A 22338-nucleotide genomic window follows, 5' to 3' on the forward strand; every position below is an offset into this window, starting at 1 on the left:
AAACGGAGTATCGAGCAGGCGCAAGATCAAGCCCTCATTGCAGAATTGATTTCCCATCCTAAGGAAATTGCCGAACATATCATGTTGATCGATTTAGAGCGTAATGACCTGGGGCGTATTTGTCAGCCGGGTACGGTTAACGTCAATGAACTGATGGTGGTAGAAAGTTATCAACATGTGCATCATATCGTGTCCAATGTTCGAGGGCGACTCAATCCTGGACTAACCCCGCTAGAAGTGATTCATGCGACCTTTCCCGGTGGAACCATTACCGGTTGCCCGAAGGTACGTTGTATGGAAATTATTGCAGAATTAGAGCAGATGCCACGCCGTGCTTATACTGGGTCTATGGGGTATATTAATCGTGATGGTTCGATGGATTTTAATATTCTGATTCGCACCTTACTTCAGCAGGAGAATAGGGTTTCTTTTCGAGCTGGCGCGGGTATTGTGGCTGATTCAGAGCCTGAGAGGGAACTTCAAGAATCTGCACATAAAGCCAAAGGCATGTTAAATGCGCTGTTGTTAGGTCAATCTGGGTTATGAGTCAGCAACTTGATCGGGGTTTGTTATATGGTGATGGGTTCTTTACCACGGTATTGGTGCTGTCGGGCCAATTAGCGAATTGGTCGGCGCATTGGCAGCGCCTGCAATTGAGCGCGCAAAGGTTAAAATTTCCTGCACTCTCAGAGACGGAAATATTGAGTCGGGTGGCAGCTGAGCTGACGGATGTAGATGAAGACTATGCGGTGGTGAAAATATTGGTTAGCCGAGGGCAAGGGGGGATTGGCTATCAACCTTTGCCTAAGTCGAAGCCGGTTATTTATGTTCAAAAGCTGGCGTTCCCAAATTGGATTAAAAATGCCCAGGCCTGGCCACTTTTTCCCGTTAAAATGACTCTTTCAGAGATTCGGTGCGCCCAGCAGCCTTTATTAGCAGGGTTGAAGCATTGTAATCGTTTAGAGAATGTGATGGCCAGAGAGGCATTGATTGGCTCGACCTATGATGACGCTTTGATGTTGGGTCAGCAAGATGACGTGATTTCAGCCACCCAAGCCAATCTTGTTTTGGTTAAAGCTAATCAATTGATTACCCCAGAGCTTGGTCATAGTGGCGTTATGGGAACCTGTTTGTCTCGCTTACCAAGCGCATTGAAAAAGGCTCAGTGGCAATGGCAAATTCGTCCCGTTACGTTGGATGATGTTTATCAGGCAGAAGAACTCTTTTGTTGTAATGCCGTGAGAGGCGTTATGCCGGTCACCCAATTTCAGCAACAGAGCTATCGTACGAACAAAACCCACCAAATTGCCCAGGCCTGGCAAGAGTGGCAGTCGCAAAATTTGACATCAGTATAGGAAGTCGCATGCAAAAAACCAAAACCTTTATATTAACCGTTGCTGTCAGTTTGTTTGTGATTTGGTTGAGTGTTGAGGGCTGGAGTTTTAAACAGTTTTTAACCCAACCTATTTCAACTTTGTCAGCCCCTAAGGTGGTATCCATTGCACCAGGCAGTACGGCAAAAAAAGTCGCTTATCGCCTTTATGAAGAAAACTTGGTTCGCCACCCAAATTGGTTGGTTTTGATGTTGAAATGGCAAGGACAAGCCGAATCCATTAAGGCGGGCGAAATTGAAATCCAGCCTCAATGGCAGTTAGACGAGTTGATTGATGCGCTCGTGCAAGGCAAAACGGTCACTTACCCTGTGACCTTTATTGCAGGCGAAACGGTTCAACAGGCCTTAGCTCGTTTGGCAGGTTCCAGCAAAATGCGCTTTGAGGTCGATTTAACGTCATCGGAATCTGTTCAGCAAGCATTAGGTTTGTCAGAGCCTTTGGAAGGACAATTATTACCGGAAACCTACTTTTACTCTGCCAACGAAACCGCCTTATCGATCCTTCGGCGTTCTCATCAATCGTTAAATGCGGTGTTACAGCAAGCTTGGGAAAAGCGGGCGCCTAATTTACCGTTAAAAACCCCTTATGAAGCGTTAATTCTGGCCTCCATCGTCGAGAAGGAAACGGGTTATGCGCCAGAGAGACCGATGATTGCGGGAGTATTTATTAATCGTCTTCGTAAAGGCATGCGTCTTCAATCAGATCCAACCACTATCTATGGCATGGGCGACGCTTATGATGGTAATATTCGCAAGAAGGATTTATTAACCAAAACCGCTTACAATACCTATCGTATTTCGGGATTGCCGCCAACACCAATTGCCCTTGCCAGTGAAGATGCTATTCAGGCAGTCCTCAATCCAGCAACGACCGATGCACTGTACTTCGTGGCTTCTGGAGGCGGACAGCATGTTTTTTCCAAAACCTTGGAAGCGCATAACAAAGCGGTGCAAAAGTATATTTTAAAACGCCATTGATTTTGGCTTCATTATTCAAGACGGATTGTTATGACATACTCACATCAGCCCAGGCCTGGTCAATTTATTACCCTTGAAGGAACGGAAGGCGGTGGAAAATCCACCAATCTCGTTTATATCCAGCAATGGCTAGAAGACAAGGGGATAGAGGTGGTCGTGACCCGAGAGCCAGGCGGCACCCCTATCAGTGAAGCGGTCAGGCAAATACTGTTGGATCCAACCTACGATGAAATGACAGCAGAAACGGAATTGCTGTTGATGTTCGCTGCCCGTAATCAGCATATACAACAAACCATTTTACCGGCATTGGCCGACGGAAAATGGGTGGTTTCAGACCGTTTCACCGATGCCTCTTATGCTTATCAAGGGGGCGCGAGAGGTATGGATTATCAGCGAATTGCACAATTAGAGAATTGGGTTCAGCAAGGGTTTGTGCCAGCGATGACGTTTGTGTTTGATCTACCGATTGAAGAAGGGATGCGTCGAGTAGCCGCTCGTTCTAATTTGACTGGGCAAGCGATTGATCGTTTTGAAAAAGAAAAGTCAGATTTTTTTGAAAAGGTTCGGCATGCCTATTTGCATCGTGCTCAGCAAGCTCCGGAACGCTATCAAGTGTTGGATGCAGCTCAGCCATTAACGAATGTGCAAAGCCAAATTCAGTCTCGATTAACTCAGTTGTTCGATGGTATCTCAAACCAATGATGCAGAACAGTCTTTATCCATGGCAAGCCAATCTTTGGCAAGACTGGTTAGCACAAGGCCGCTTTTTGGGACAGGCCTACTTGCTCTCTGGTCCCGATGGTATTGGAATCTCTGCTTTTGCGATGGCAATGGCACAAGGGGTTTTGTGTCAATCCGATGGGGTGGATGCCTGTCAAAATTGTGCCCAGTGTCATCAGTTCGGCCAGCAAACCCACCCTGATTTTTTGCGATTGGCATTATTGGAAGACAAAAAAGAAATCAGTGTTGATCAAGTCCGTGCGTTAAATGAACAGGTGTATCGCACCTCGCATCAGGGCGGTTATAAGGTGGTATTGATTGAGCAAGTCGAACATTTAAATCGTTCTGCCTTTAATGCATTGCTGAAAACGTTGGAAGAACCGCCAACCAAAACAGTGATGATTTTGACCACGCATCAATGGCATCAACTTCCAGCAACCCTAATCAGTCGATGTCGACAACTGCGTTTTGCCGTTCCGCCATTGGATGCCGTCATGACTTGGCTGCATCAACAATTGCCGCAGGCAGATGATCGCTTGCTTAAAAAAGCATTAAAGCTTAACTGGGGCTTGCCCATCTCGGCAAAGGACTGGATTGAAGCCAAAGCATTTGATTTGGAAGCAACCTGGCAAACGGATATCAAAAGTTTACAACAGCAGCGGACATCCATTTCTCAATTAGTTGATAAATGGAAAAAGTGGTCAGCACCAGAAATCGTGTTTGATTATTTTTATTTGTGGACGGTGAATTATATCCGTGCTGCTGTTTATGGCGAAAAATTGCCTTATGATCCAAATTGGCTTGTGTTTCAAAAGTCGGTACTGCAAGCACGCCAACTGTGGCAACAAAATGTCAATAAAGACTTGTTGTTAGAAAGTGTTTGCTTAGAGTGGTTACAATGTCAGCAGGCTGACTATCAACCGAACCCGGCATTACAAACACCCATGATTAGAGGCGACCAAATTTAAAGGAGAGAGCATGATAGTTGATTCGCACTGTCACTTAAATATATTGCCAGAGCAACTGGGGAATGTTGAAGACGTCATTCAAACGGCGACAGACAATGGCGTAGGCCGAATGATGTGTATTGCCATCGGGCCTGAGCAATGGCAAGAGGTTCTTGACTTGGCTGACCAGTATGAGGGCGTTTACGCAGCAATAGGGGTGCATCCCTGTGAACCATCGAACGTGGTGGTGACCGATGAAGAGCTGATTGCTGCCGCCAGTCATCCTAAAGTGTTAGCGATTGGTGAAATTGGCTTGGATTACTATCACTTTGATATTGAAAAAGAGGATATGCATTGGCAGCAAGCGCGTTTTCGTCAAATGATTCGATTGGCAGTCAAACTCAAAAAACCGATGGTCATCCACACACGAAATTCAACGCCTGATTGTCTACGTATTCTAAAAGAGGAAGGTGCGGATCAAGTGGGCGGTATTATGCATTGTTTTGTTGAAGACTTAGCCACTGCTGAAGCGGCAATGGCACTAGGATTTTATATTTCCTTTTCAGGGATTGTGACCTTTAAAAATGCTAAAGAACTGAAAACCGTAGCAGCGGCGGTACCACTCGATCGAATCCTAGTGGAAACCGATGCACCCTATCTTGCTCCAGTCCCTTATCGCGGCAAACCTAATCAGCCTGCTTATACCCGTTATGTGGTTGAAGAAATTGCTCGATTACGAGATCTGAGTATTGACACAGTTGCCCAAGCGACCACTGAAAATTTTGAGCGGTTATTCCGTTTATGAATTCCAGTCCCTCAGAAGCGAAAACGCATTCTACGGCGCAACCACCGTATAGCTGGCAGCGCATTTTTGAATTGGTCATCCAGCATAAGCCGCAACTGATAAAAGCGCATATCATCGCACTGTTTGCCATGATTGCGACTGTGCCACTGCCATTATTACTACCGCTTTTAGTCGATGAAGTATTGCTGAATCAACCCGCATGGATTGTTGGTACTTTGAATCAGTGGATACCTGAAAGCTGGCAAACCGCCGTGGGTTATATCGTTTTGGTAACCGTGATTACCATCTTTTTGCGAGTTATCGGCGTTGCATTAGGGGTTTGGCAAGTACAACAGTTCACGATTATTTCTAAAGCGGTTACCTACCGTATCCGCACTGATTTATTGGCTAGAATCCAAGGTGTCTCAATGAGCCAATATGAAACCTTGGGCAGTGGCAGTGTGACATCAACGATGGTGAGTGATGTTAATACCTTAGATACCTTTTTAGGCACCACGGTTGGTAAAGTCATTCTTGCGGTGTTTTCACTTATTGGCGTTACGGTCGTTTTACTTTGGTTACATTGGCAGTTGGCCTTGTTTATTTTGTTGTTGAATCCGCTAGTCGTTTATTTCACGATGCGCATGGGTCGAAAAGTCAAAACCTTAAAAAAAGATGAAAACACCGCCGTTGCGGCTTTTCAACAGGCCCTTGCAGAAACTCTAGATGCATTGCAACAAGTCCGCGCCGCCAATCAAGACAAAGCTTTTTTCGAGCGTATTCGGGGCAGTGCTGAAGAAATTAAAACCCGTTCAGAAGCCTTTACCTGGAAATCGGAAGCCGCCAGTCGCGTGTCGTTTTTAATATTTTTGGTTGGGTTTGATTTATTTCGCGGTGTCAGTTTCTTTATGGTGGTCTTTTCCAATTTGTCGATTGGGGAGATGATGGCGGTATTTGGGTATCTTTGGTTTATGATGGGGCCGGTTCAAGAAATTTTGGCCATTCAATATGCCTATAGTGCTGGTTCAGGCGCTTTGCAACGTATTAATCAAGTGTTGGACTTACATCAAGAACCTCGTTACCCTGCGCTCAAAAAACCATTTGAACAGGCTCCGGTTGCCGTTTCGGTCAAGGATATCTTCTTTCATTACCCCAGTCACGAAAAACCCGTATTGCACAATCTCAGTTTTGAAATCCAACCTGGAGAAAAATTGGCATTTGTCGGTGCCAGTGGAGGCGGGAAAACCACGCTCGTGCAAATCTTACTGGGCTTCTATGAAGCGGATTCGGGTCAGGTTTACTATAACGGCATCCCCATTGAGGAAATTGGTCAACAGCAAGTACGGCAAAATGTCGCAACCGTTTTACAACAACCGATGCTGTTTCAACAAACGGTGCGATTCAATTTAACCCTGGGACAAGACTTACCGGAACAAGCCTTGTGGGATGCTCTGAAAATGGCGCAATTGGATGATGTGGTGGCCGATATGGATCAGCAGCTAGAAACCATGGTTGGACGTAATGGCGTCAAACTGTCTGGCGGGCAGCGTCAACGACTAGCCATTGCACGAATGATTTTACAAGATCCAAAAGTGGTGATTATGGACGAAGCCACCTCGGCTTTGGATATGGAAACCGAACGCAAACTCTATGTGGATCTGGCACCGTTTTTAAAAGGTAGAACAACACTAATTGTTGCTCACCGACTCAGTTCGATTAAACAAGCGGATCGTATTTTGGTTTTTGAAGATGGTCATATTATCGAATCCGGTAGTCACGAAGACCTTGTCACTTCAGGCGGAACCTACCAACGCCTCTATCGTTAATACTTGTCATTGGCTTAGCCTTTTGAAAGGCAGTTCGCTGTACAGGTTATTATTCATTCTAAATTTAGGTATGAACCAATAAAGCCCCGCAAGGGGTTGAGAAATGAAATGGATGTAATGATGGAAAGTTTGACGTATCTAAATGGGTTGGCTTACCAAGCTAATACCGAATTTCAAAATGCTTTAAACTTATCTCGTTTTTATGCGGATGGGACCGATGAATAACCGACTGAAAATCAGCTATTTGATTGGGTTGGTTTTAATCATGCCATTGGCTTTGGCCGAGACGGATACAGAAACAGAATCATTCATGCCTGCCTATGATTCAAACTGTTTGCGAAACGGGATATTATCACTGCCGCCAGAGACGCCTTTGGCAGACATTCGAAAGCAATGCTTGGTTAAGGATAACAAACCTACTGAACCTTCAGCCGTCGAACAACGTTTGCAATCTCAGCGATTTAATAAAAACGATCAATTTTCTTTACAAACCTATCTACCTAATTATGTGTTATTGGATTCCTTTCATTTTTCTGGGGTCAATGATCAGCCTTTTTCGGATCAGTTTTTAAAAGATGAACGGTTTGACCCACTCGAGATCAAATTTCAATTCAGTGTCAAAGTGCCAATTTCAGATAACTTTATTGGCGTAGGCGACCATTGGTTTGTGGGCTATACCAATCGTTCTTTTTGGCAAGCTTATAACCACCATATTTCCTCACCTTTTAGAGAAACCAATCATCAACCAGAAGGTTGGATCAGTTTTGATAATCAATGGAATTTCTTGGGATGGAAAAATCGTTTGATAGACGTTGGGTTAATACATCAGTCAAACGGAAAACCGGGAAGTTTGTCACGTTCATGGAATCGAGGGTTTTTACGATTTGTGTTTGAGCAAGGGAATTCGGCATTTGTCATTAAACCGTGGATAAGAATTCCCGAGTCGGCCTCCAGCGATGATAATGCCGACATTAGTTACTATCTTGGGCGCTCAGAGTTTTTATATGCGACAAAATATTCAGATCATCATTACAGAGTCATGTTACGCAATAATTTTAATGAGAAACGTAACAAAGGGGCGATAGAGCTCGGATATAGCTTCCCGGTTCATCGTAATCTTAATTTTTATGCGCAATGGTTTTATGGTTATGGTGAAAGTCTGATCGACTATAACTACCTGAATAACACCTTGAGCATTGGCGTTCAATTAGGCAATCTTCTTTAAACGCCAGGCCTGGTGTTTTTGGCATCCCTTTTAATAGGGGGGAGCTACTTTTGTGCGGTGTCGAGCATTTCTTGAGCATGTTGTAAGGTTGAGTCGGTAATGGTGACGCCGCCAAGCATGCGCGCTAATTCTTGAACTCTTTCATTGGCTGACAGTTCGGTGACTTCGGTGAGCGTTTGATCTTTAAGCGTTTGCTTGCGAATACTGAGATGTTGGTCGCCATAAGCGGCCACTTGTGCCAGATGGGTAATGGAAAAGATTTGACGATGTTGCCCCAGTTGTTGCATTTTTTGACCCACCACTTCGGCAATGCCGCCACCGATACCGACATCGACTTCATCAAAAATCATTGATGGCAAACTGGCCACCTCGGCACTGGCCACTTGAATAGCCAGGCTGATGCGAGACAATTCGCCGCCCGATGCGACTTTAGATAAGGGTTGCAGTGGTTGGCCTTTATTGGCGGTGACATTAAATTGCACTTGGTCTTGCCCTAGTCGCGATGCTTTGGTCGCTTCGCTCAGGCTAATGTCAAATTGGCCATGCGGCATGCCCAGGGTTTGCATGGCTTGGGTAACGGTGTCGCTGAGTTTTTGTGCGGCAGCTTGACGGGATTGACTGAGTGTTTGCGCACTGTCAATAAATGCTTGCCAAGCCTGGTCAATTTCCAGTTGGAGTTGTTCTAGCGAAGCGTCTTCATTATTTAACGAGGCTAACTCAGTACGGATTTCTTGATGTTTTTGGGTTAATTCTTCTGGATCTAATAGGTACTTTTTGGCCAGTCCGAATAGTTCAGCGAGGCGGTCATCGACCTGTTGCAGCCTGTCAGGGTCTAAAGTCACTTGATTATTTTGGCGTTGAATATCATCGGCAACCGCTTGGGCATCGATTTGGATAGATTCTAGCTGTTGTAATGCCTCTGCTAATTGTGGGCTGTATTCACTGGCTTTACTCAGCTCAGACATGGTTTGACTCAGTTGTTCAACAATACCATTGTCCCCTTCAAGGTGTTCATAAGCGCTATAAACCGCTTGTTTGATTTCATTGGCATGAGACAGGGTGTTTTGTTCTTCCGACAAAGCTTCAAATTCCCCATCTTGTGGCTGAATACGGTCAAACTCTTGTTGTTGAAATGCGAGCAGTTCAATTCGGCTCTGGCGATCCGATTGATCTGCCAAGCGTGCTTGTAAGGTTTGATTTAATTGTTGCCAGGCTTGGTAATTTTGAGCGGTAGTTTCTAATAACGTTGGGTGTTGTGCATAGGCATCCAGCAGTTCAAGTTGTTTGGTCGCGTGCATCAGCGATTGATGTTCGTGCTGTCCGTGAATGTCGATGAGCAGGCTACTAAGTTGTTTAAGCTGGCTTACCGAGGCAGGTCGGCCATTGATATAGGCTTTAGAACGCCCTTCAGCGCTAAGCGTGCGGCGCAATAGACAGCTTTGCTCTTCTTCTAGTTCATTATCGATTAACCATGCTTGTACTTTTGGCAATTCCGCGATATCAAAATCAGCCGTGACGTCCGCTTTATCGGTGCCATGTCGAACTAAGCTACTATCGGCTCTTTCGCCCAATGCCAAGCCCAGCGCATCTAATAAAATGGATTTTCCTGCACCGGTTTCGCCGGTGAGGGTGGTAAAGCCTTTATTAAATTGCAATTGTAGCGATTGAATTAACGCGAGGTTTTGAATAGAGAGTTCTTGTAACATGGTTTTCTCAATAAATCCCAATAAATATGGCCAGGCCTGGTGGTTTTAGTGCATTATTGTATGCCAATCTGGATTGGCTTAAAGCTTTTTACCCCATTTTAATTTGGCACGCAATAGCTTAAAGTGATCGTGATTTTTTGGGTGAATCATTTTAATAAAGTTGGCATGGCGGGTAATGGTGGTTTCATGATTGGCTTCAATTTGAAATGATAATTGACCATCACAAATGATTGAGGCAGTGCCACTACAATTGTCGTGGGGGCGAATTAAAATTTCACTGTCACCAGACACAACGACAGGACGAGTGCTCATGGTGTGGGGGTTGATCGACACCAATGTCATGGCATTCAGTTCTGGATCCACTATCGGTCCACCTGCGGAAAGAGAATAGGCGGTTGATCCAGTAGGGGTGGCAATAATCAATCCATCTGAGCGTTGGCTGTTTAAAAATCGTTTATCGATGAAGGTTTCAAATTCAATCATCCGTGGCGAGTCGTTTTTGTGCAGCACCACATCATTAAAGGCAACTTCATTAAATAGGGTTTTGCCTTCTAGTTGAACTTTCACGTTCAATAACATTCTTTGTTCACATTGGTAATCGCCATCTAAGACTTCATCCAAGGTAATAAACATAGTATCGGGCGACACGTCGGTTAAAAAACCGAGACGTCCTAAGTTTATGCCGAGTAACGGAATTTTGAAATCGACCACCGTTCTCGCAACATCTAAAAAAGTGCCGTCACCGCCAACGACGATGGCAAGATCAATTTTCGGTAGCAGTTGCTCACGCTCTAAGCGTTCAATGCCGTAACGTTCAATGGGAAAGTCACGACAAGAGCGCTGATCTAAAATAATGGTTTTGTGCTTTTTCTGAAAATAGACAATGAGTTTGTCAATGAGTTCCCAAGACTGAATGCCATTGTATTTTCCAAAAATGCCGATTTTCTCGAACATGTGTCTTATCCTTACGCCAGAAAAGGGTGTCATAATCGGGTCGAACGATTTTTAGCTTAGGTCTTGAAAAAAAGGGCTTTCGGCTATATAACATTGCAGCTGCCGAACCATTTAACTTTGATGGATGTCTACGAATATCCATTCACACTAACCTAAGAACTTGAAACCAATTTTATGAATCTAAACGAAAGATCCCAATTATTGTTTAAACATTTGATGGCATTATACCTAAATGATGGTAAACCTGTCGGGTCATCCGTATTGGCAAAATTGCCTGATGTTGGGGTGAGTTCAGCAACGGTTCGCAATGTGATGGCTGATTTGGAACGACTGGGGTTGATTCATTCACCGCACACGTCTGCAGGCCGGATACCCACAGAGTCAGGGTTTCGCTTATTTGTGGATTCCATTTTGACTGTACAACCGTTACAGCAGTCGCTCCAACAGCAAATTGAAAGCGGCTTTACTAAAGCCCATTCTCAGCAAGAACTATTGGGGTCAGCGTCGAATATTTTGTCTGGCTTAACGGGGATGGCGAGTTTAGTCATGCTGCCCAATCAACAGCAAGAGGTACTACGCCACATTGATTTTGTGAAGCTTGGCGAGCGTCGTGTTTTGGTGGTGTTGGTTTTAAATGATAAAGATGTGCAGAATCGTGTGATCGAGTTTGATGAGCCGGTTTCAGAATCACATTTACTGCAAGCGGCAAACTACCTAAACCAACATTTTGCCGGAAATCATTTGTCAGATGTGAAGCAAATGTTGGTTGAACGAATGGATCAATTGCGTCAATCAATGGATCAACTGATGTTGTCCGTAGTGGAAGCGGCCGATGACGTGATTGATAAAAGTCTGCAAAATACCAAACCCTATTTTGTGTCGGGCAAAAGTAATTTATTGGATTATGCCGAATTAGCCGATGCACAAAAGTTAAAGGCGTTATTTCATTCGTTTGAAGAGCACTCTGATTTATTGGCTCTGTTAAATAAGAGTATGCAGGCCAAGGGCGTGCAAATTTTTATCGGCCAGGAGTGTGGTCACGAGAGTTATCAAAATTGCAGTGTGATTACCACGCCTTATGAACGAGAAGGTCAAGTGCTAGGGGTGCTCGGCGTCGTGGGGCCAAGTCGAATGGCTTATGACAAAATTGTGCCAAGAGTGGATATGACGGCTCGTATTCTCAGTTCCTTGTTGAATAAATAACCTCTGACTTTGGCGTGCCTTTAGCGAAAAAACGTCAAAATTGACCAGGCCTGGTCAGTTTTTTTTAAAAAAAAACGTGAATTGCTTGAAAGCCAGCAATGTGTCCCTATATACCCCCTGACTTTAAATGATTATCCGGAGAAGCTGAATATGGCTAAAAGCAAGACAGAACAAGACTCATCAAACGCGAAACCAGAACAAGACGTGGTAGACCCCGTTCAAGAAGAGGGGATTTCTGCTGAGACACAGCAAGCGGAAGATGCCGTTGAACATGATTTAGCAGCCATGTTGGCAGAAGCCAAACAAGAAGCTGAGTCGCAAAAAGAGTTGGCATTGCGAACCATGGCGGATATGGAAAACTTGAAACGCCGTACCCGTATTGATGTTGAAAGTGCGCATAAATTTGCTTTGGAAAAATTTGTTAATGAGCTGTTACCCGTTTTAGATTCAATGGAAATGGGCTTGGATGCAGCTGCGAAAGAAGATGCCTCTGCGGAAAGTATTCGAGAAGGCCTCGATATCACCTTTAAGCAATTCTTGGATGTCTTGCAGAAATTCAATGTCGAAAGAGTGAATCCTGAGGGTGAAAAATTTGATCCTCAGTTGCATGAAGCTATGACAATGGTGCCTTCTCCTGATCATGATTCACAGATGGTTATGGAAGTCTTCCAAAAAGGCTACTTGCTTAATGAACGCCTTGTGCGCCCCGCTCGAGTGATTGTTGCGCAATAATTATTAAAAAAGTTTTGGTTAGGACTTGAATCTGACCAAGACCGCCTTATATAGAAGGCAACGAATCAATTTAGTTTAAAATCGCGGGTTATGATGATAACCGGCACAGATATTTTGGAGAGTAAAAAAATGGCAAAAATTATCGGGATTGACCTAGGAACCACCAACTCTTGTGTGGCGGTAATGGAAGGTAAAGAAACCAAAGTAATTCCTAATGCCGAAGGGGTTAGAACAACTCCTTCAATCGTGGCTTATGCAGAAGATGGTGAAGTGTTAGTTGGGGATTCAGCTAAGCGTCAAGCGGTCACTAACCCTGAAAACACGCTATTTGCAATCAAACGTTTAATTGGTCGTCGGGCAGATGATTCTGTTGTGGCTAAAGATAAAGACATGGTTTCATACAAAATCATTGCGGCCGATAATGGGGATGCATGGGTGCAAGTGGGGGATAAAAAATTATCTCCACAAGAAGTTTCAGCACGCACGCTCATGAAAATGAAGAAAACCGCTGAAGATTATTTAGGTCATGAAGTGACCGAAGCGGTTATTACTGTACCTGCTTATTTTAATGATTCACAGCGTCAAGCGACCAAAGATGCCGGTAAAATTGCAGGTCTAGAAGTTAAACGTATTATCAACGAGCCAACGGCCGCAGCCTTAGCTTATGGTATGGATAAGGTTAAAGCCGATAGCAAAATCGCTGTTTATGACTTGGGTGGTGGGACTTTTGATATTTCCATTATCGAAGTGGCCGACATGGATGGTGAAAAGCAAGTTGAAGTGCTATCAACTAATGGTGATACCTTCCTTGGTGGGGAAGACTTTGATAATGTCATCGTTGATTATATTGCGACAGAATTTAAGAAAGACCAGAACGTTGATCTGAAGTTGGATAAATTGGCGCTACAGCGTGTTCGTGAAGCTGCTGAAAAAGCAAAAGTTGAATTGTCCTCTCGTGAGCAGACTGATATTAACTTGCCATATGTGACAGCGGATGCTACTGGGCCGAAGCACTTGAATATGAAAATTACTCGCGCCAAGTTCGAATCGTTGATCGAAGGGTTGGTGAAGCGTTCAATTGATCCTTGTAAAACTGCTTTGAAAGACGCAGGATTGTCTGCTTCAGAAATTGATGACGTCATTTTGGTCGGTGGATCAACGCGTGTTCCAATGGTTCAAGCGGCTGTTAAAGAATTCTTCGGTAAAGAACCTCGTAAAGATGTGAACCCAGATGAAGCTGTGGCAATGGGTGCTGCAATTCAAGGTGGGGTGTTATCTGGTGATGTGAATGATGTGTTGTTGTTAGATGTTACGCCTTTATCGCTTGGGATTGAAACCATGGGCGGTGTGATGACGAAGTTGATTGAGAAAAATACCACTATCCCAACGCGTAAGTCTCAGACGTTCTCTACGGCGGAAGATAATCAGTCGGCGGTGACCATTCACGTGCTTCAAGGTGAGCGTGAAATGTCGTCAGGCAATAAGTCTTTGGGACAGTTTAACTTGGATGAAATCCCACCTGCACCACGTGGTACGCCACAAATCGAAGTGACCTTCGATATTGATGCCAACGGGATTTTGAATGTCTCGGCGAAAGATAAGGCGACTAACAAAGAGCAACATATTACGATTCAAGCCTCTTCTGGTTTATCGGAAGAAGAAATTGACGCGATGGTGAAAGATGCTGAAGCGCATGCGGCTGAAGATGCCAAGTTGAAAGAGTTGGTTGAAGCGCGTAACCAAGCGGATGCGATGATTCATGGTACTCAAAAGCTATTATCTGAGCAGGGCGATGCGGTTGAAGCGTCAGAAAAAGAAGCCATTGAAAAAGCGGTTGCGGATTTGGAAGAAGCCATTAAGGGTGATAGCAAAGAAGCGATTGATGAGAAGTCGCAAGCGCTTGCAGCTGCCAGTCAGAAATTAGCTGAAAAAGCCTATGCACAACAGCCAGGTGCCGATGCCGGTGCGGCTGAACAGCAAGGTTCAAGCAAAGCAGAAGACGACGATATCGTTGATGCTGAGTTTGAAGAAGTTAAAGATGATGACAAAAAATAACGCTGAGTCGACAGTTTCTGTCGACAAATAAGCGAAGATAGATTGTTAAAATCGGTATAATTCGGGCAATTCTTTGGGGTTGCCCGTTTCTGTTCTAGGTTATACCCAATTCAAAATGTAATCAAAGAGTTAGCATTCAAAAAAGACAATGGTGTCTAAAGCAACCAGGCCTGCCTACAAATACGGCTTTTTTGAATACTAATTTAAAAAAAGATTTAAGTGACTATGAGTAAAAGAGATTATTACGAAATTTTAGGTGTGTCGAAAACCGCTTCCGAGGGGGAAATTAAGAAAGCCTATCGCAAATTGGCGATGCGTTATCATCCTGACCGTAACCCCGATAATAAAGATGCGGAAGACAAGTTTAAAGAAGCCTCTGAAGCTTATGAAATCTTGTCTGATTCGCAAAAGCGTCAAGCTTATGACCAGTTTGGTCACGCTGGTGTTGATGGCAGTGCAGGGCAAGGCGGTTTCGGGGGCGGCGGTTTTGCTGACTTTGGTGATATTTTCGGCGATATCTTTGGCGGCGGTTTCGGGGGTGGACGTCGTGGCCCACAACCGGGTGATGATTTGCAATATGAGCTGGATATTTCATTAGAAGATGCTGTGGCAGGTACCAGTGTTGATATTCGCATTCCGACCAAAGAAGTTTGTGAACACTGTGATGGGCACGGTGCAGAGCCTGGGTCAGATGTTCATACGTGTCCGACCTGTCAAGGTGCTGGGCAAGTGAGAGTACAGCAAGGGTTCTTCGCAGTCTCAAGAACCTGTCCAAACTGCCATGGAACCGGAAAAATCATTAAGAACCCCTGTAAAGTTTGTCGTGGTGAAGGCTATCAACATAGTCGTAAAACACTTACCGTTAAAATTCCTGCAGGGGTGGACACGGGCGATCGTATACGGCTTCAAGGAGAAGGTGAGGCGGGCGAACCGGGTGCACCACATGGTGATCTTTATGTTCGTATTCGCGTAAAAGATCATGCGATTTTTAAGCGCGATGGAAATACCTTGTTCTGCGAAATGCCGTTATCCTTCGCAACAGCAGCGCTGGGTGGGACCATGGATGTACCGACCTTGACAGGACGCGCAAATTTAAAAATCCCAGCAGGAACGCAATCCGGCCAGCGATTTAAGCTGTCAGGAAAAGGCGTGAAGTCGGTTCGCTCTTCTCAGGTAGGCGATATGATCGTGCAAGTCTATTTGGAAACGCCGGTTAAATTAACCGCTGAACAAAAAGACCTGCTGAAAGCGTTTGATGAGAGTTTGCAGGGCAAGCATCATAAACAGCACAGTCCGAAAACCCATAGTTTTTTTGATTCAGTTAAAGCGTTCTTTACTGGTGAAGAGTCCGATAAAAAAGATGAGCCATGGAACTAACCTTTTAAACGGTTTGTGAGGAATTCGTATGAGAGTAGCAGTAATCGGCGCTTCAGGGCGTATGGGAAAAAATTTAGTTGATGCAGTTAATCAAACCGAAGGGCTGACACTAACCGCAGCCATTGAGCGACCTGAATCCTCTTTAATTGGCGCAGATGCTGGTGAAATTGCCGGTATTGGCCGATTAGAGGTTGAGTTGGTTGGTCAAATTGAAGCCGCCGGTGAAGATTTTGATGTCCTTATTGATTTCACGACGCCGCAAACCACTTTGCACAATTTGAAATATTGCTTGGCGCATAATAAAAAAATGGTGATTGGCACAACCGGTTTTGATGATGCAGGACTGCAGCTGATTCGTGAAGCGGGTGAGCGTATTGCCATTGTCTTTGCTGCCAATTTCAGTGTCGGGGTGAATTTAACACTTAAACTGTTAAAGCAAACAGCAGAAGTATTGAATGAAGGGTACGATATCGAAGTGATCGAGGCGCATCATCGTCACAAAGTTGATGCGCCATCGGGCACGGCTTTGCGAATGGGTGAGGTGGTTGCTGAGACTTTAGGTCGAGACTTGAAATCATGTGCAGTTTATGGCCGAGAAGGCATCACGGGTGCAAGAGACCCTAATACCATTGGTTTTGCAACGGTTCGTGCAGGTGATGTTGTGGGGGATCATACGGTGTTGTTTGCAACGGAAGGCGAACGGGTTGAAATCACTCATAAAGCCTCCAGTCGTATGACTTTTGCAAAAGGCGCAGCTCGCGCTTGCCAGTGGTTGCAACAAAAAGACAGTGGCTTATTTGATATGCAGGACGTCCTTAATTTAGGTTAAAGTCGCAGTCAGTTTAGAGTGTGAATCAAAGCGGCTGGTTATGGCCGCTTTTTTTATGAATAAAGAGTCTTGGTGGAGAGAATAGCCGTGAATCGAAAAAAGAAAATATCACAAAAAATTGCCAAGCGTTTAAAGAATGCAAAGGCGAAAAAGAATCCTCGAAAAAAACCACCTTATATTGCGAAAGCCGATAGAGAGGCGATATCCGAGCCGTCTGACACGACAGATATGGATTGATAAACCGGTATGTTAGTGATCTCAAATCAGGTTGCATTGGCCGATAGCGAAATTGAATTAACCGCCATTCGCTCCCAGGGTGCAGGGGGGCAGAATGTGAATAAATTGGCAACGGCGATTCATTTGCGGTTTGATATTTCAGGATCAAGCTTGCCGCAATTCTATAAAGAACGATTATTGAGCTTGAAAGATACGCGGATCACCAAACAGGGTGAAGTCGTCATTAAGGCGCAACGGTTTCGAACACAAGAAGCCAACCGCGAAGATGCACTGAAGCGATTGCAGTATTTAATTAAATCTGTGGCGAAGGTGTCCAAGAAACGGATTGCGACAAAGCCGACAAAAGGTGCAAAGCGTCGTCGATTGGCCGAGAAAAAGCAACGAGGTCAAATTAAAGCCTTGCGTAGAAAATCTATTCGGGATGATTGAATCTTGGTTAAAAACGCTCAGGCCTGGGCGCTTTTGATGTAATTAAGTTATTTGCAACAGATTTTATGAGCCATTTGCTGAATCTGTTTGCTAATCATGAAAATGATGATAAAGGCGATTGGCCAAGCAACAATCATCGCATGCCACCATCGTCCGATAAAGCCATTATTAACACCCGTATTCACCGCCGTTATGACGCCGGTCATAATGAAAACCATCACAACTGACATAATCAACGCCGTAACAAAGCGTAAATATTTTTGTGGCAACATGAGAGCCTCTTCGTTTTAATTATATATTCGAATGGGCTTATTCTAATCAAAAATAATCGGTGATTATTGGAAATAATTGTACTGGCTAAACCAACCGAGAAAACTGGACAAGTGTGACTGTATCAAGTAGAATTCACCTAATATTAATTTATGACTTTTTTATTGGGGTCGGGTACAGAAATGACGGTGAAAAATCGCTAATTTCTATCAAACGGAGTGAATTCCTATCAGGGGGTTGGCTCCGTTTTTTTATATACGGCTTTTAAAAGTTTTAGCACATTGGGTGGGCGGATCAAATACATGACACAAACAGCGTTATTGGCTTTAGAAGATGGGACTCTTTTTTGGGGGCTCTCACTAGGTATTGAGGGTGAGGCAGTTGGCGAAGTGGTTTTTAATACTTCGTTAACTGGGTATCAGGAAATATTAACCGATCCTTCTTACTATAAACAATTGGTCACCTTGACCTATCCGCATATCGGTAATGTCGGTGTTAATGAAGAGGATGCTGAGTCTGCATCAATTATGGCGCAAGGATTGATTGTTAAAGATTGTCCAACGGTCATGAGTAACTTTCGAGCACAAAAATCATTGCCGGAATACCTGATTGAACAAAATATGGTGGCAATTTCTGATATAGATACGCGTAAATTGACACGTATTTTGCGCGATAAAGGTGCCCAGTCCGGCGTGATCATCGCGGGAGACAATATTGATGCTGAAGCCGCCGTAGCAAAAGCAAAAGCCTTTGCCGGTTTGAAAGGTATGGATTTAGCCAAAGAAGTGACGACTGCTCAAACCTATGTTTGGACAGAGGGTTCCTGGTCGTTAGAAAACGGCCATACCGATAAGTCGAATTCAGCGGTTTATCACGTGGTTGCTTACGATTATGGCGTGAAACGTAATATTCTACGGATGCTAGCAGATCGCGGTTGCAAGTTGACCGTCGTTCCGGCCCAAACGTCTGCAGCTGAAGTATTGGCAATGAACCCGGATGGCGTGTTTTTATCGAATGGCCCTGGCGACCCAGAACCTTGTGATTATGCGATTGAAGCGATTCAAACACTTTTGGAAGCTGATATGCCGGTTTTCGGAATCTGTTTAGGCCACCAATTATTGGCGTTAGCTTCGGGTGCAAAAACCATCAAAATGAAGTTTGGTCATCATGGTGGAAACCACCCTGTAAAAGATCAGCAGTCTCAACGAGTTATGATTACTGCGCAAAATCACGGTTTTGCAGTGGATGGTGACAGTTTGCCAACCTGTTTAAAAGCGACGCATCATTCATTATTTGATGGGTCATTGCAAGGGATTGAACGGACAGACAAATCTGCCTTCAGTTTTCAAGGGCATCCAGAAGCGAGTCCTGGACCTCATGATGTCGCGCCGCTGTTTGACCAATTTATCGACAATATCAAAAAATCAAAACAAGTTTAAGGAATAGGAAACGAAAAATGCCAAAAAGAAGTGATTTAGAAAGTATTCTGATTATTGGTGCGGGTCCTATCATCATTGGTCAGGCTTGTGAGTTTGATTATTCTGGTGTTCAAGCCTGTAAAGCATTAAGAGAAGAAGGTTATCGAGTGATTTTGGTTAACTCGAATCCGGCGACCATTATGACCGATCCTGAAATGGCTGATGCAACCTATATCGAGCCGATTGAATGGAAAACGGTTCGGAATATCATCGCTAAGGAACGCCCAGATGCGATCTTGCCGACAATGGGTGGGCAAACGGCCTTAAATTGCGCTTTAGATTTAGATAACAACGGTGTCTTGGCAGAATTTGGTGTGGAATTGATTGGTGCCAATGCCGATGCGATTGATAAAGCTGAAAACAGAGAGCGATTCCGTCAAGCGATGACCAAGATCGGTTTGGATATGCCGACTTCTGATGTTGCGCACAATATGGAAGAAGCTTGGGCGATTCAAGAAAAAGTGGGTTTCCCAACCATTATTCGACCTTCCTTTACATTAGGAGGTTCTGGTGGGGGTATCGCTTATAACCGATCAGAATTTGAACAGATTTGTAAGTTTGGTCTTGATCTTTCTCCAACTAAAGAGTTGCTGATTGAAGAATCTATCTTGGGCTGGAAAGAATATGAAATGGAAGTGGTGCGCGACAAAAATGATAACGCCATCATTATCTGTTCGATTGAAAACTTGGATCCAATGGGTGTTCATACTGGCGACTCAATTACCGTTGCACCCGCTCAAACTCTAACGGATAAAGAATATCAAATCATGCGAAATGCCTCTTTAGCGGTTTTGCGTGAAATTGGTGTGGAAACAGGTGGTTCGAATGTTCAGTTTTCTATTAACCCTGAAACGGGGCGGATGATTATTATTGAAATGAACCCTCGGGTTTCTCGCTCATCGGCTTTAGCGTCTAAGGCTACTGGCTTCCCGATAGCAAAAGTCGCTGCTAAGTTAGCGGTCGGTTATACCCTGGATGAATTGAGTAATGACATTACGGATGGTGCTACGCCAGCTTCATTTGAACCATCAATTGATTATGTTGTCACTAAAATACCTCGTTTCACCTTTGAAAAATTTGCACAAGCGGATAAACGCTTATCGACTCAAATGAAGTCGGTCGGTGAAGTGATGGCAATGGGACGTAATTTCCAAGAGTCACTTCAAAAGGCCATGCGTGGTTTAGAAACCGGTAAAACCGGGTTTGATGAAGTCATGTCATTGGCATCGATGGATGAAAAAGAGATCAAAGGGGTTTTACGCCAAGAGTTGCGTGCTCCTGGCCCAGACCGGTTGTGGTATGTGGGAGATGCTTTTCGAGCCGGTTGGTCATTAGAAACCGTACATGATATTTCCAAAATTGATCCTTGGTTCTTGTCGCAAATTAAACAGTTGATTGATATGGAAGATGATGTCAAACAACGTGGTTTAGATGCGTTGGATGAAGTATTATTGAGATCGTTAAAACGCAAAGGCTTTTCGGATAATCGTATCGCCACCTTATTGGTTACTGATGCGGCCTTTATTCGTAAGTTCCGCCATACACTAAATATCCGTCCTGTTTATAAGCGTGTGGATACTTGTGCGGCTGAGTTTGAAACCTCGACGGCGTATATGTACTCAACTTATGAAGAGGAATGTGAAGCAAACCCAACAGACCGTGAAAAGATCATGGTATTGGGTGGCGGACCAAACCGAATTGGTCAAGGGATAGAGTTCGACTATTGCTGTGTTCATGCAGCCATGGCCATGCGAGAAGATGGTTATGAAACCATTATGGTGAACTGTAATCCTGAAACCGTATCAACCGATTATGATACATCTGATCGCCTATATTTCGAGCCGCTAACGTTAGAAGATGTGTTAGAAATTGTTGAAGTTGAGAAGCCTGCTGGTGTGATTGTTCAATATGGTGGACAAACTCCTTTAAAACTGGCTGAAGACCTTGAGGCCGCGGGTGTTCCTATTATTGGAACTTCTCCAGAGTCGATTGACTTAGCAGAGGATCGTGAGCGCTTTCAGCAGTTACTTCACACATTAGAATTGAAGCAACCACCAAATCGAACAGCGCGAAGCGAAGATCAGGCCTTGGCGCTAGCAAATGAGATTGGTTACCCATTAGTGGTTCGTCCATCTTATGTCCTGGGTGGCCGCGCAATGGAAATTGTTTATAACGATAATGATTTGACACGTTATATGACCGAAGCTGTCAAGGTTTCAAACGATTCGCCTGTTCTATTGGATCGATTCTTAGATGATGCCATCGAATTAGATGTAGATGCGGTCTGTGATGGTGACCAAGTTGTGATCGGTGGGGTCATGGAACATATTGAACAAGCGGGGATTCACTCTGGAGATTCTGCTTGTTCTTTACCGCCTTATAGTATTCCAATGCATATTCAGGATGAAATTCGTAGTCAGGTAGAAAAAATGGCGATGGCTTTGGGTGTGGTTGGTTTGATGAATACGCAGTTTGCGGTGAAAGGCGAAGAAATTTATGTACTGGAAGTCAATCCACGTGCATCAAGAACGGTTCCGTTTGTTTCTAAGGCAATCGTTAATCCTTTAGCCAAAATTGCTGCCAGGTGCATGGTTGGGCAAAAGCTGGTAGACCAAGGTTTTACCAAGGAAGTTAAACCAACCTACTTCTCGGTTAAAGAAGCGGTATTCCCCTTTATTAAGTTCTTAGGCGTAGACCCCATTTTAGGGCCAGAAATGAAATCGACTGGTGAAGTGATGGGTGTGGGTGAAACCTTTGCGGAAGCCTATCAGAAAGCCCAATTAGCTAGCGGGACCGTATTGCCAACCTCTGGAAAAGCCTTTCTAAGTGTTCGACAAGCGGATCGTGTCAAAGTGATCGGCTTGGCTGAAAAACTGATTGAAAAAGGATTTACCATCTTAGCAACCCGTGGAACGGCAAAATCGTTACAGGAAGCAAGCATTACCTGTGAGATTGTCAATAAAGTCACTGAGGGGCGTCCTAATATTGTGGATTCAATTGTTAATGAAGAGGTGGACTTGATTGTGAATACTTCTGATGGCTCTGTAAGTATTAAGGATTCATCCAGTATTCGTCGTGAAGCATTAATGCATAAAATCTGTTATACCACAACGATGGCAGGCGCTTTGGCAATGGTTGCTTCAATGGACTATTTGGATAACCAAAAAGTCACCAAGCTACAAATTAGTTAATCGT

The 22338-nt window shown here is 44.3% G+C and carries 20 protein-coding genes; 17 read left to right on the plus strand and 3 right to left on the minus strand.

The window, feature by feature from the left end; genetic code table 11:
- The 8 genes from CYQ88_RS03795 to CYQ88_RS03830 all read left to right on the plus strand — a co-directional run.
- Positions 1-546 (plus strand): chorismate-binding protein (locus CYQ88_RS03795; RefSeq protein WP_199170157.1); only part of this gene is annotated, 546 nt, incomplete at its 5' end.
- Entirely contained in the window at positions 543-1355 is an 813-nt protein-coding gene (gene pabC, locus CYQ88_RS03800; RefSeq protein WP_101840024.1) for an aminodeoxychorismate lyase, read from the plus strand. The genes CYQ88_RS03795 and pabC, both read left to right, overlap by 4 nt.
- Before the next feature lie 8 nt (positions 1356-1363).
- Positions 1364-2371, plus strand: coding sequence for an endolytic transglycosylase MltG (gene mltG, locus CYQ88_RS03805; protein ID WP_101840025.1), 1008 nt, complete (start codon positions 1364-1366; stop codon positions 2369-2371).
- Positions 2372-2401: 30 nt separating this feature from the next.
- A complete protein-coding gene (tmk, locus tag CYQ88_RS03810; protein ID WP_101840026.1) occupies positions 2402-3073 on the plus strand; it encodes a dTMP kinase in 672 nt (223 codons plus the stop codon).
- Positions 3070-4059 (plus strand): DNA polymerase III subunit delta', encoded by a 990-nt coding sequence (gene holB / locus CYQ88_RS03815; protein WP_233188803.1) that lies wholly within the window; start codon positions 3070-3072, stop codon positions 4057-4059. Before tmk ends, holB begins: the two co-directional genes overlap by 4 nt.
- 10 nt (positions 4060-4069) lie before the next feature.
- Positions 4070-4843 carry a TatD family hydrolase gene (locus CYQ88_RS03820; RefSeq protein ID WP_101840027.1) on the plus strand — a complete coding sequence of 258 codons (774 nt, stop codon included), beginning with the start codon at positions 4070-4072 and terminating at the stop codon, positions 4841-4843.
- Complete coding sequence (locus CYQ88_RS03825) at positions 4840-6648, plus strand: ABC transporter ATP-binding protein (protein WP_101840028.1); 1809 nt, start codon at positions 4840-4842, stop codon at positions 6646-6648. The genes CYQ88_RS03820 and CYQ88_RS03825 overlap by 4 nt, the downstream gene beginning before the upstream one ends.
- A 217-nt stretch (positions 6649-6865) precedes the next feature.
- Complete coding sequence (locus CYQ88_RS03830) at positions 6866-7873, plus strand: phospholipase A (RefSeq protein WP_158236003.1); 1008 nt, start codon at positions 6866-6868, stop codon at positions 7871-7873.
- 44 nt (positions 7874-7917) lie between these two features.
- On the opposite strand, the gene recN is transcribed toward CYQ88_RS03830, so the two are convergent.
- Together recN and CYQ88_RS03840 are read right to left on the minus strand one after the other, a co-directional pair.
- Positions 7918-9579, minus strand: coding sequence for a DNA repair protein RecN (gene recN, locus CYQ88_RS03835; protein ID WP_101840030.1), 1662 nt, complete (start codon positions 9577-9579; stop codon positions 7918-7920).
- A 78-nt stretch (positions 9580-9657) separates the two neighbouring features.
- Positions 9658-10533, minus strand: coding sequence for an NAD(+) kinase (locus CYQ88_RS03840; RefSeq protein ID WP_101840031.1), 876 nt, complete (start codon positions 10531-10533; stop codon positions 9658-9660).
- 174 nt (positions 10534-10707) lie between these two features.
- Between CYQ88_RS03840 and hrcA the strand changes: the two genes are divergently transcribed.
- From hrcA to arfB, 7 genes are all read left to right on the plus strand, one after another.
- Entirely contained in the window at positions 10708-11736 is a 1029-nt protein-coding gene (gene hrcA, locus CYQ88_RS03845; RefSeq protein ID WP_101840032.1) for a heat-inducible transcriptional repressor HrcA, read from the plus strand.
- Between the two features lie 150 nt (positions 11737-11886).
- Positions 11887-12468: a nucleotide exchange factor GrpE gene (gene grpE / locus CYQ88_RS03850; protein WP_101840033.1), complete on the plus strand. Its 582-nt coding sequence runs from the start codon at positions 11887-11889 to the stop codon at positions 12466-12468.
- A 129-nt stretch (positions 12469-12597) separates the two neighbouring features.
- Positions 12598-14523, plus strand: coding sequence for a molecular chaperone DnaK (gene dnaK, locus CYQ88_RS03855; RefSeq protein WP_101840174.1), 1926 nt, complete (start codon positions 12598-12600; stop codon positions 14521-14523).
- A gap of 225 nt (positions 14524-14748) precedes the next feature.
- Complete coding sequence (gene dnaJ / locus CYQ88_RS03860) at positions 14749-15900, plus strand: molecular chaperone DnaJ (protein ID WP_101840034.1); 1152 nt, start codon at positions 14749-14751, stop codon at positions 15898-15900.
- Between the two features lie 28 nt (positions 15901-15928).
- Complete coding sequence (gene dapB, locus CYQ88_RS03865) at positions 15929-16729, plus strand: 4-hydroxy-tetrahydrodipicolinate reductase (RefSeq protein WP_101840035.1); 801 nt, start codon at positions 15929-15931, stop codon at positions 16727-16729.
- 87 nt (positions 16730-16816) lie between these two features.
- Positions 16817-16966, plus strand: coding sequence for a DUF2986 domain-containing protein (locus CYQ88_RS03870; RefSeq protein WP_101840175.1), 150 nt, complete (start codon positions 16817-16819; stop codon positions 16964-16966).
- Between the two features lie 9 nt (positions 16967-16975).
- The gene (gene arfB / locus CYQ88_RS03875) at positions 16976-17395 is read left to right on the plus strand and encodes an alternative ribosome rescue aminoacyl-tRNA hydrolase ArfB (RefSeq protein WP_101840036.1); all 420 of its coding nucleotides are present in this window, start codon (positions 16976-16978) and stop codon (positions 17393-17395) included.
- A gap of 47 nt (positions 17396-17442) precedes the next feature.
- Here the strand turns inward: arfB and CYQ88_RS03880 are convergent, their stop codons facing one another.
- Complete coding sequence (locus CYQ88_RS03880) at positions 17443-17667, minus strand: DUF2798 domain-containing protein (protein ID WP_101840037.1); 225 nt, start codon at positions 17665-17667, stop codon at positions 17443-17445.
- A 300-nt stretch (positions 17668-17967) separates the two neighbouring features.
- Between CYQ88_RS03880 and carA the strand changes: the two genes are divergently transcribed.
- Both carA and carB read left to right on the plus strand, forming a co-directional pair.
- Positions 17968-19104, plus strand: coding sequence for a glutamine-hydrolyzing carbamoyl-phosphate synthase small subunit (carA, locus tag CYQ88_RS03885; protein WP_101840038.1), 1137 nt, complete (start codon positions 17968-17970; stop codon positions 19102-19104).
- A gap of 17 nt (positions 19105-19121) precedes the next feature.
- A complete protein-coding gene (gene carB, locus CYQ88_RS03890) occupies positions 19122-22334 on the plus strand; it encodes a carbamoyl-phosphate synthase large subunit (protein ID WP_101840039.1) in 3213 nt (1070 codons plus the stop codon).
- Positions 22335-22338 lie beyond the last annotated feature (4 nt).

The organism is Hydrogenovibrio sp. SC-1 (assembly GCF_002848135.1).
Taxonomy (GTDB): domain Bacteria; phylum Pseudomonadota; class Gammaproteobacteria; order Thiomicrospirales; family Thiomicrospiraceae; genus Hydrogenovibrio.

Coding starts and splice junctions, on each gene's coding strand:
- carA (WP_101840038.1), top strand. CDS start 17,968: ATGACACAAACAGCGTTATTGGCTTTAGAAGATGGGACTCTTTTTTGG.
- carB (WP_101840039.1), top strand. CDS start 19,122: ATGCCAAAAAGAAGTGATTTAGAAAGTATTCTGATTATTGGTGCGGGT.
- CYQ88_RS03830 (WP_158236003.1), top strand. CDS start 6,866: ATGAATAACCGACTGAAAATCAGCTATTTGATTGGGTTGGTTTTAATC.
- CYQ88_RS03840 (WP_101840031.1), bottom strand. CDS start 10,533: ATGTTCGAGAAAATCGGCATTTTTGGAAAATACAATGGCATTCAGTCT.
- hrcA (WP_101840032.1), top strand. CDS start 10,708: ATGAATCTAAACGAAAGATCCCAATTATTGTTTAAACATTTGATGGCA.
- tmk (WP_101840026.1), top strand. CDS start 2,402: ATGACATACTCACATCAGCCCAGGCCTGGTCAATTTATTACCCTTGAA.
- pabC (WP_101840024.1), top strand. CDS start 543: ATGAGTCAGCAACTTGATCGGGGTTTGTTATATGGTGATGGGTTCTTT.
- recN (WP_101840030.1), bottom strand. CDS start 9,579: ATGTTACAAGAACTCTCTATTCAAAACCTCGCGTTAATTCAATCGCTA.
- CYQ88_RS03880 (WP_101840037.1), bottom strand. CDS start 17,667: ATGTTGCCACAAAAATATTTACGCTTTGTTACGGCGTTGATTATGTCA.
- holB (WP_233188803.1), top strand. CDS start 3,070: ATGATGCAGAACAGTCTTTATCCATGGCAAGCCAATCTTTGGCAAGAC.
- CYQ88_RS03820 (WP_101840027.1), top strand. CDS start 4,070: ATGATAGTTGATTCGCACTGTCACTTAAATATATTGCCAGAGCAACTG.
- arfB (WP_101840036.1), top strand. CDS start 16,976: ATGTTAGTGATCTCAAATCAGGTTGCATTGGCCGATAGCGAAATTGAA.
- grpE (WP_101840033.1), top strand. CDS start 11,887: ATGGCTAAAAGCAAGACAGAACAAGACTCATCAAACGCGAAACCAGAA.
- dnaK (WP_101840174.1), top strand. CDS start 12,598: ATGGCAAAAATTATCGGGATTGACCTAGGAACCACCAACTCTTGTGTG.
- dapB (WP_101840035.1), top strand. CDS start 15,929: ATGAGAGTAGCAGTAATCGGCGCTTCAGGGCGTATGGGAAAAAATTTA.
- CYQ88_RS03825 (WP_101840028.1), top strand. CDS start 4,840: ATGAATTCCAGTCCCTCAGAAGCGAAAACGCATTCTACGGCGCAACCA.
- mltG (WP_101840025.1), top strand. CDS start 1,364: ATGCAAAAAACCAAAACCTTTATATTAACCGTTGCTGTCAGTTTGTTT.
- dnaJ (WP_101840034.1), top strand. CDS start 14,749: ATGAGTAAAAGAGATTATTACGAAATTTTAGGTGTGTCGAAAACCGCT.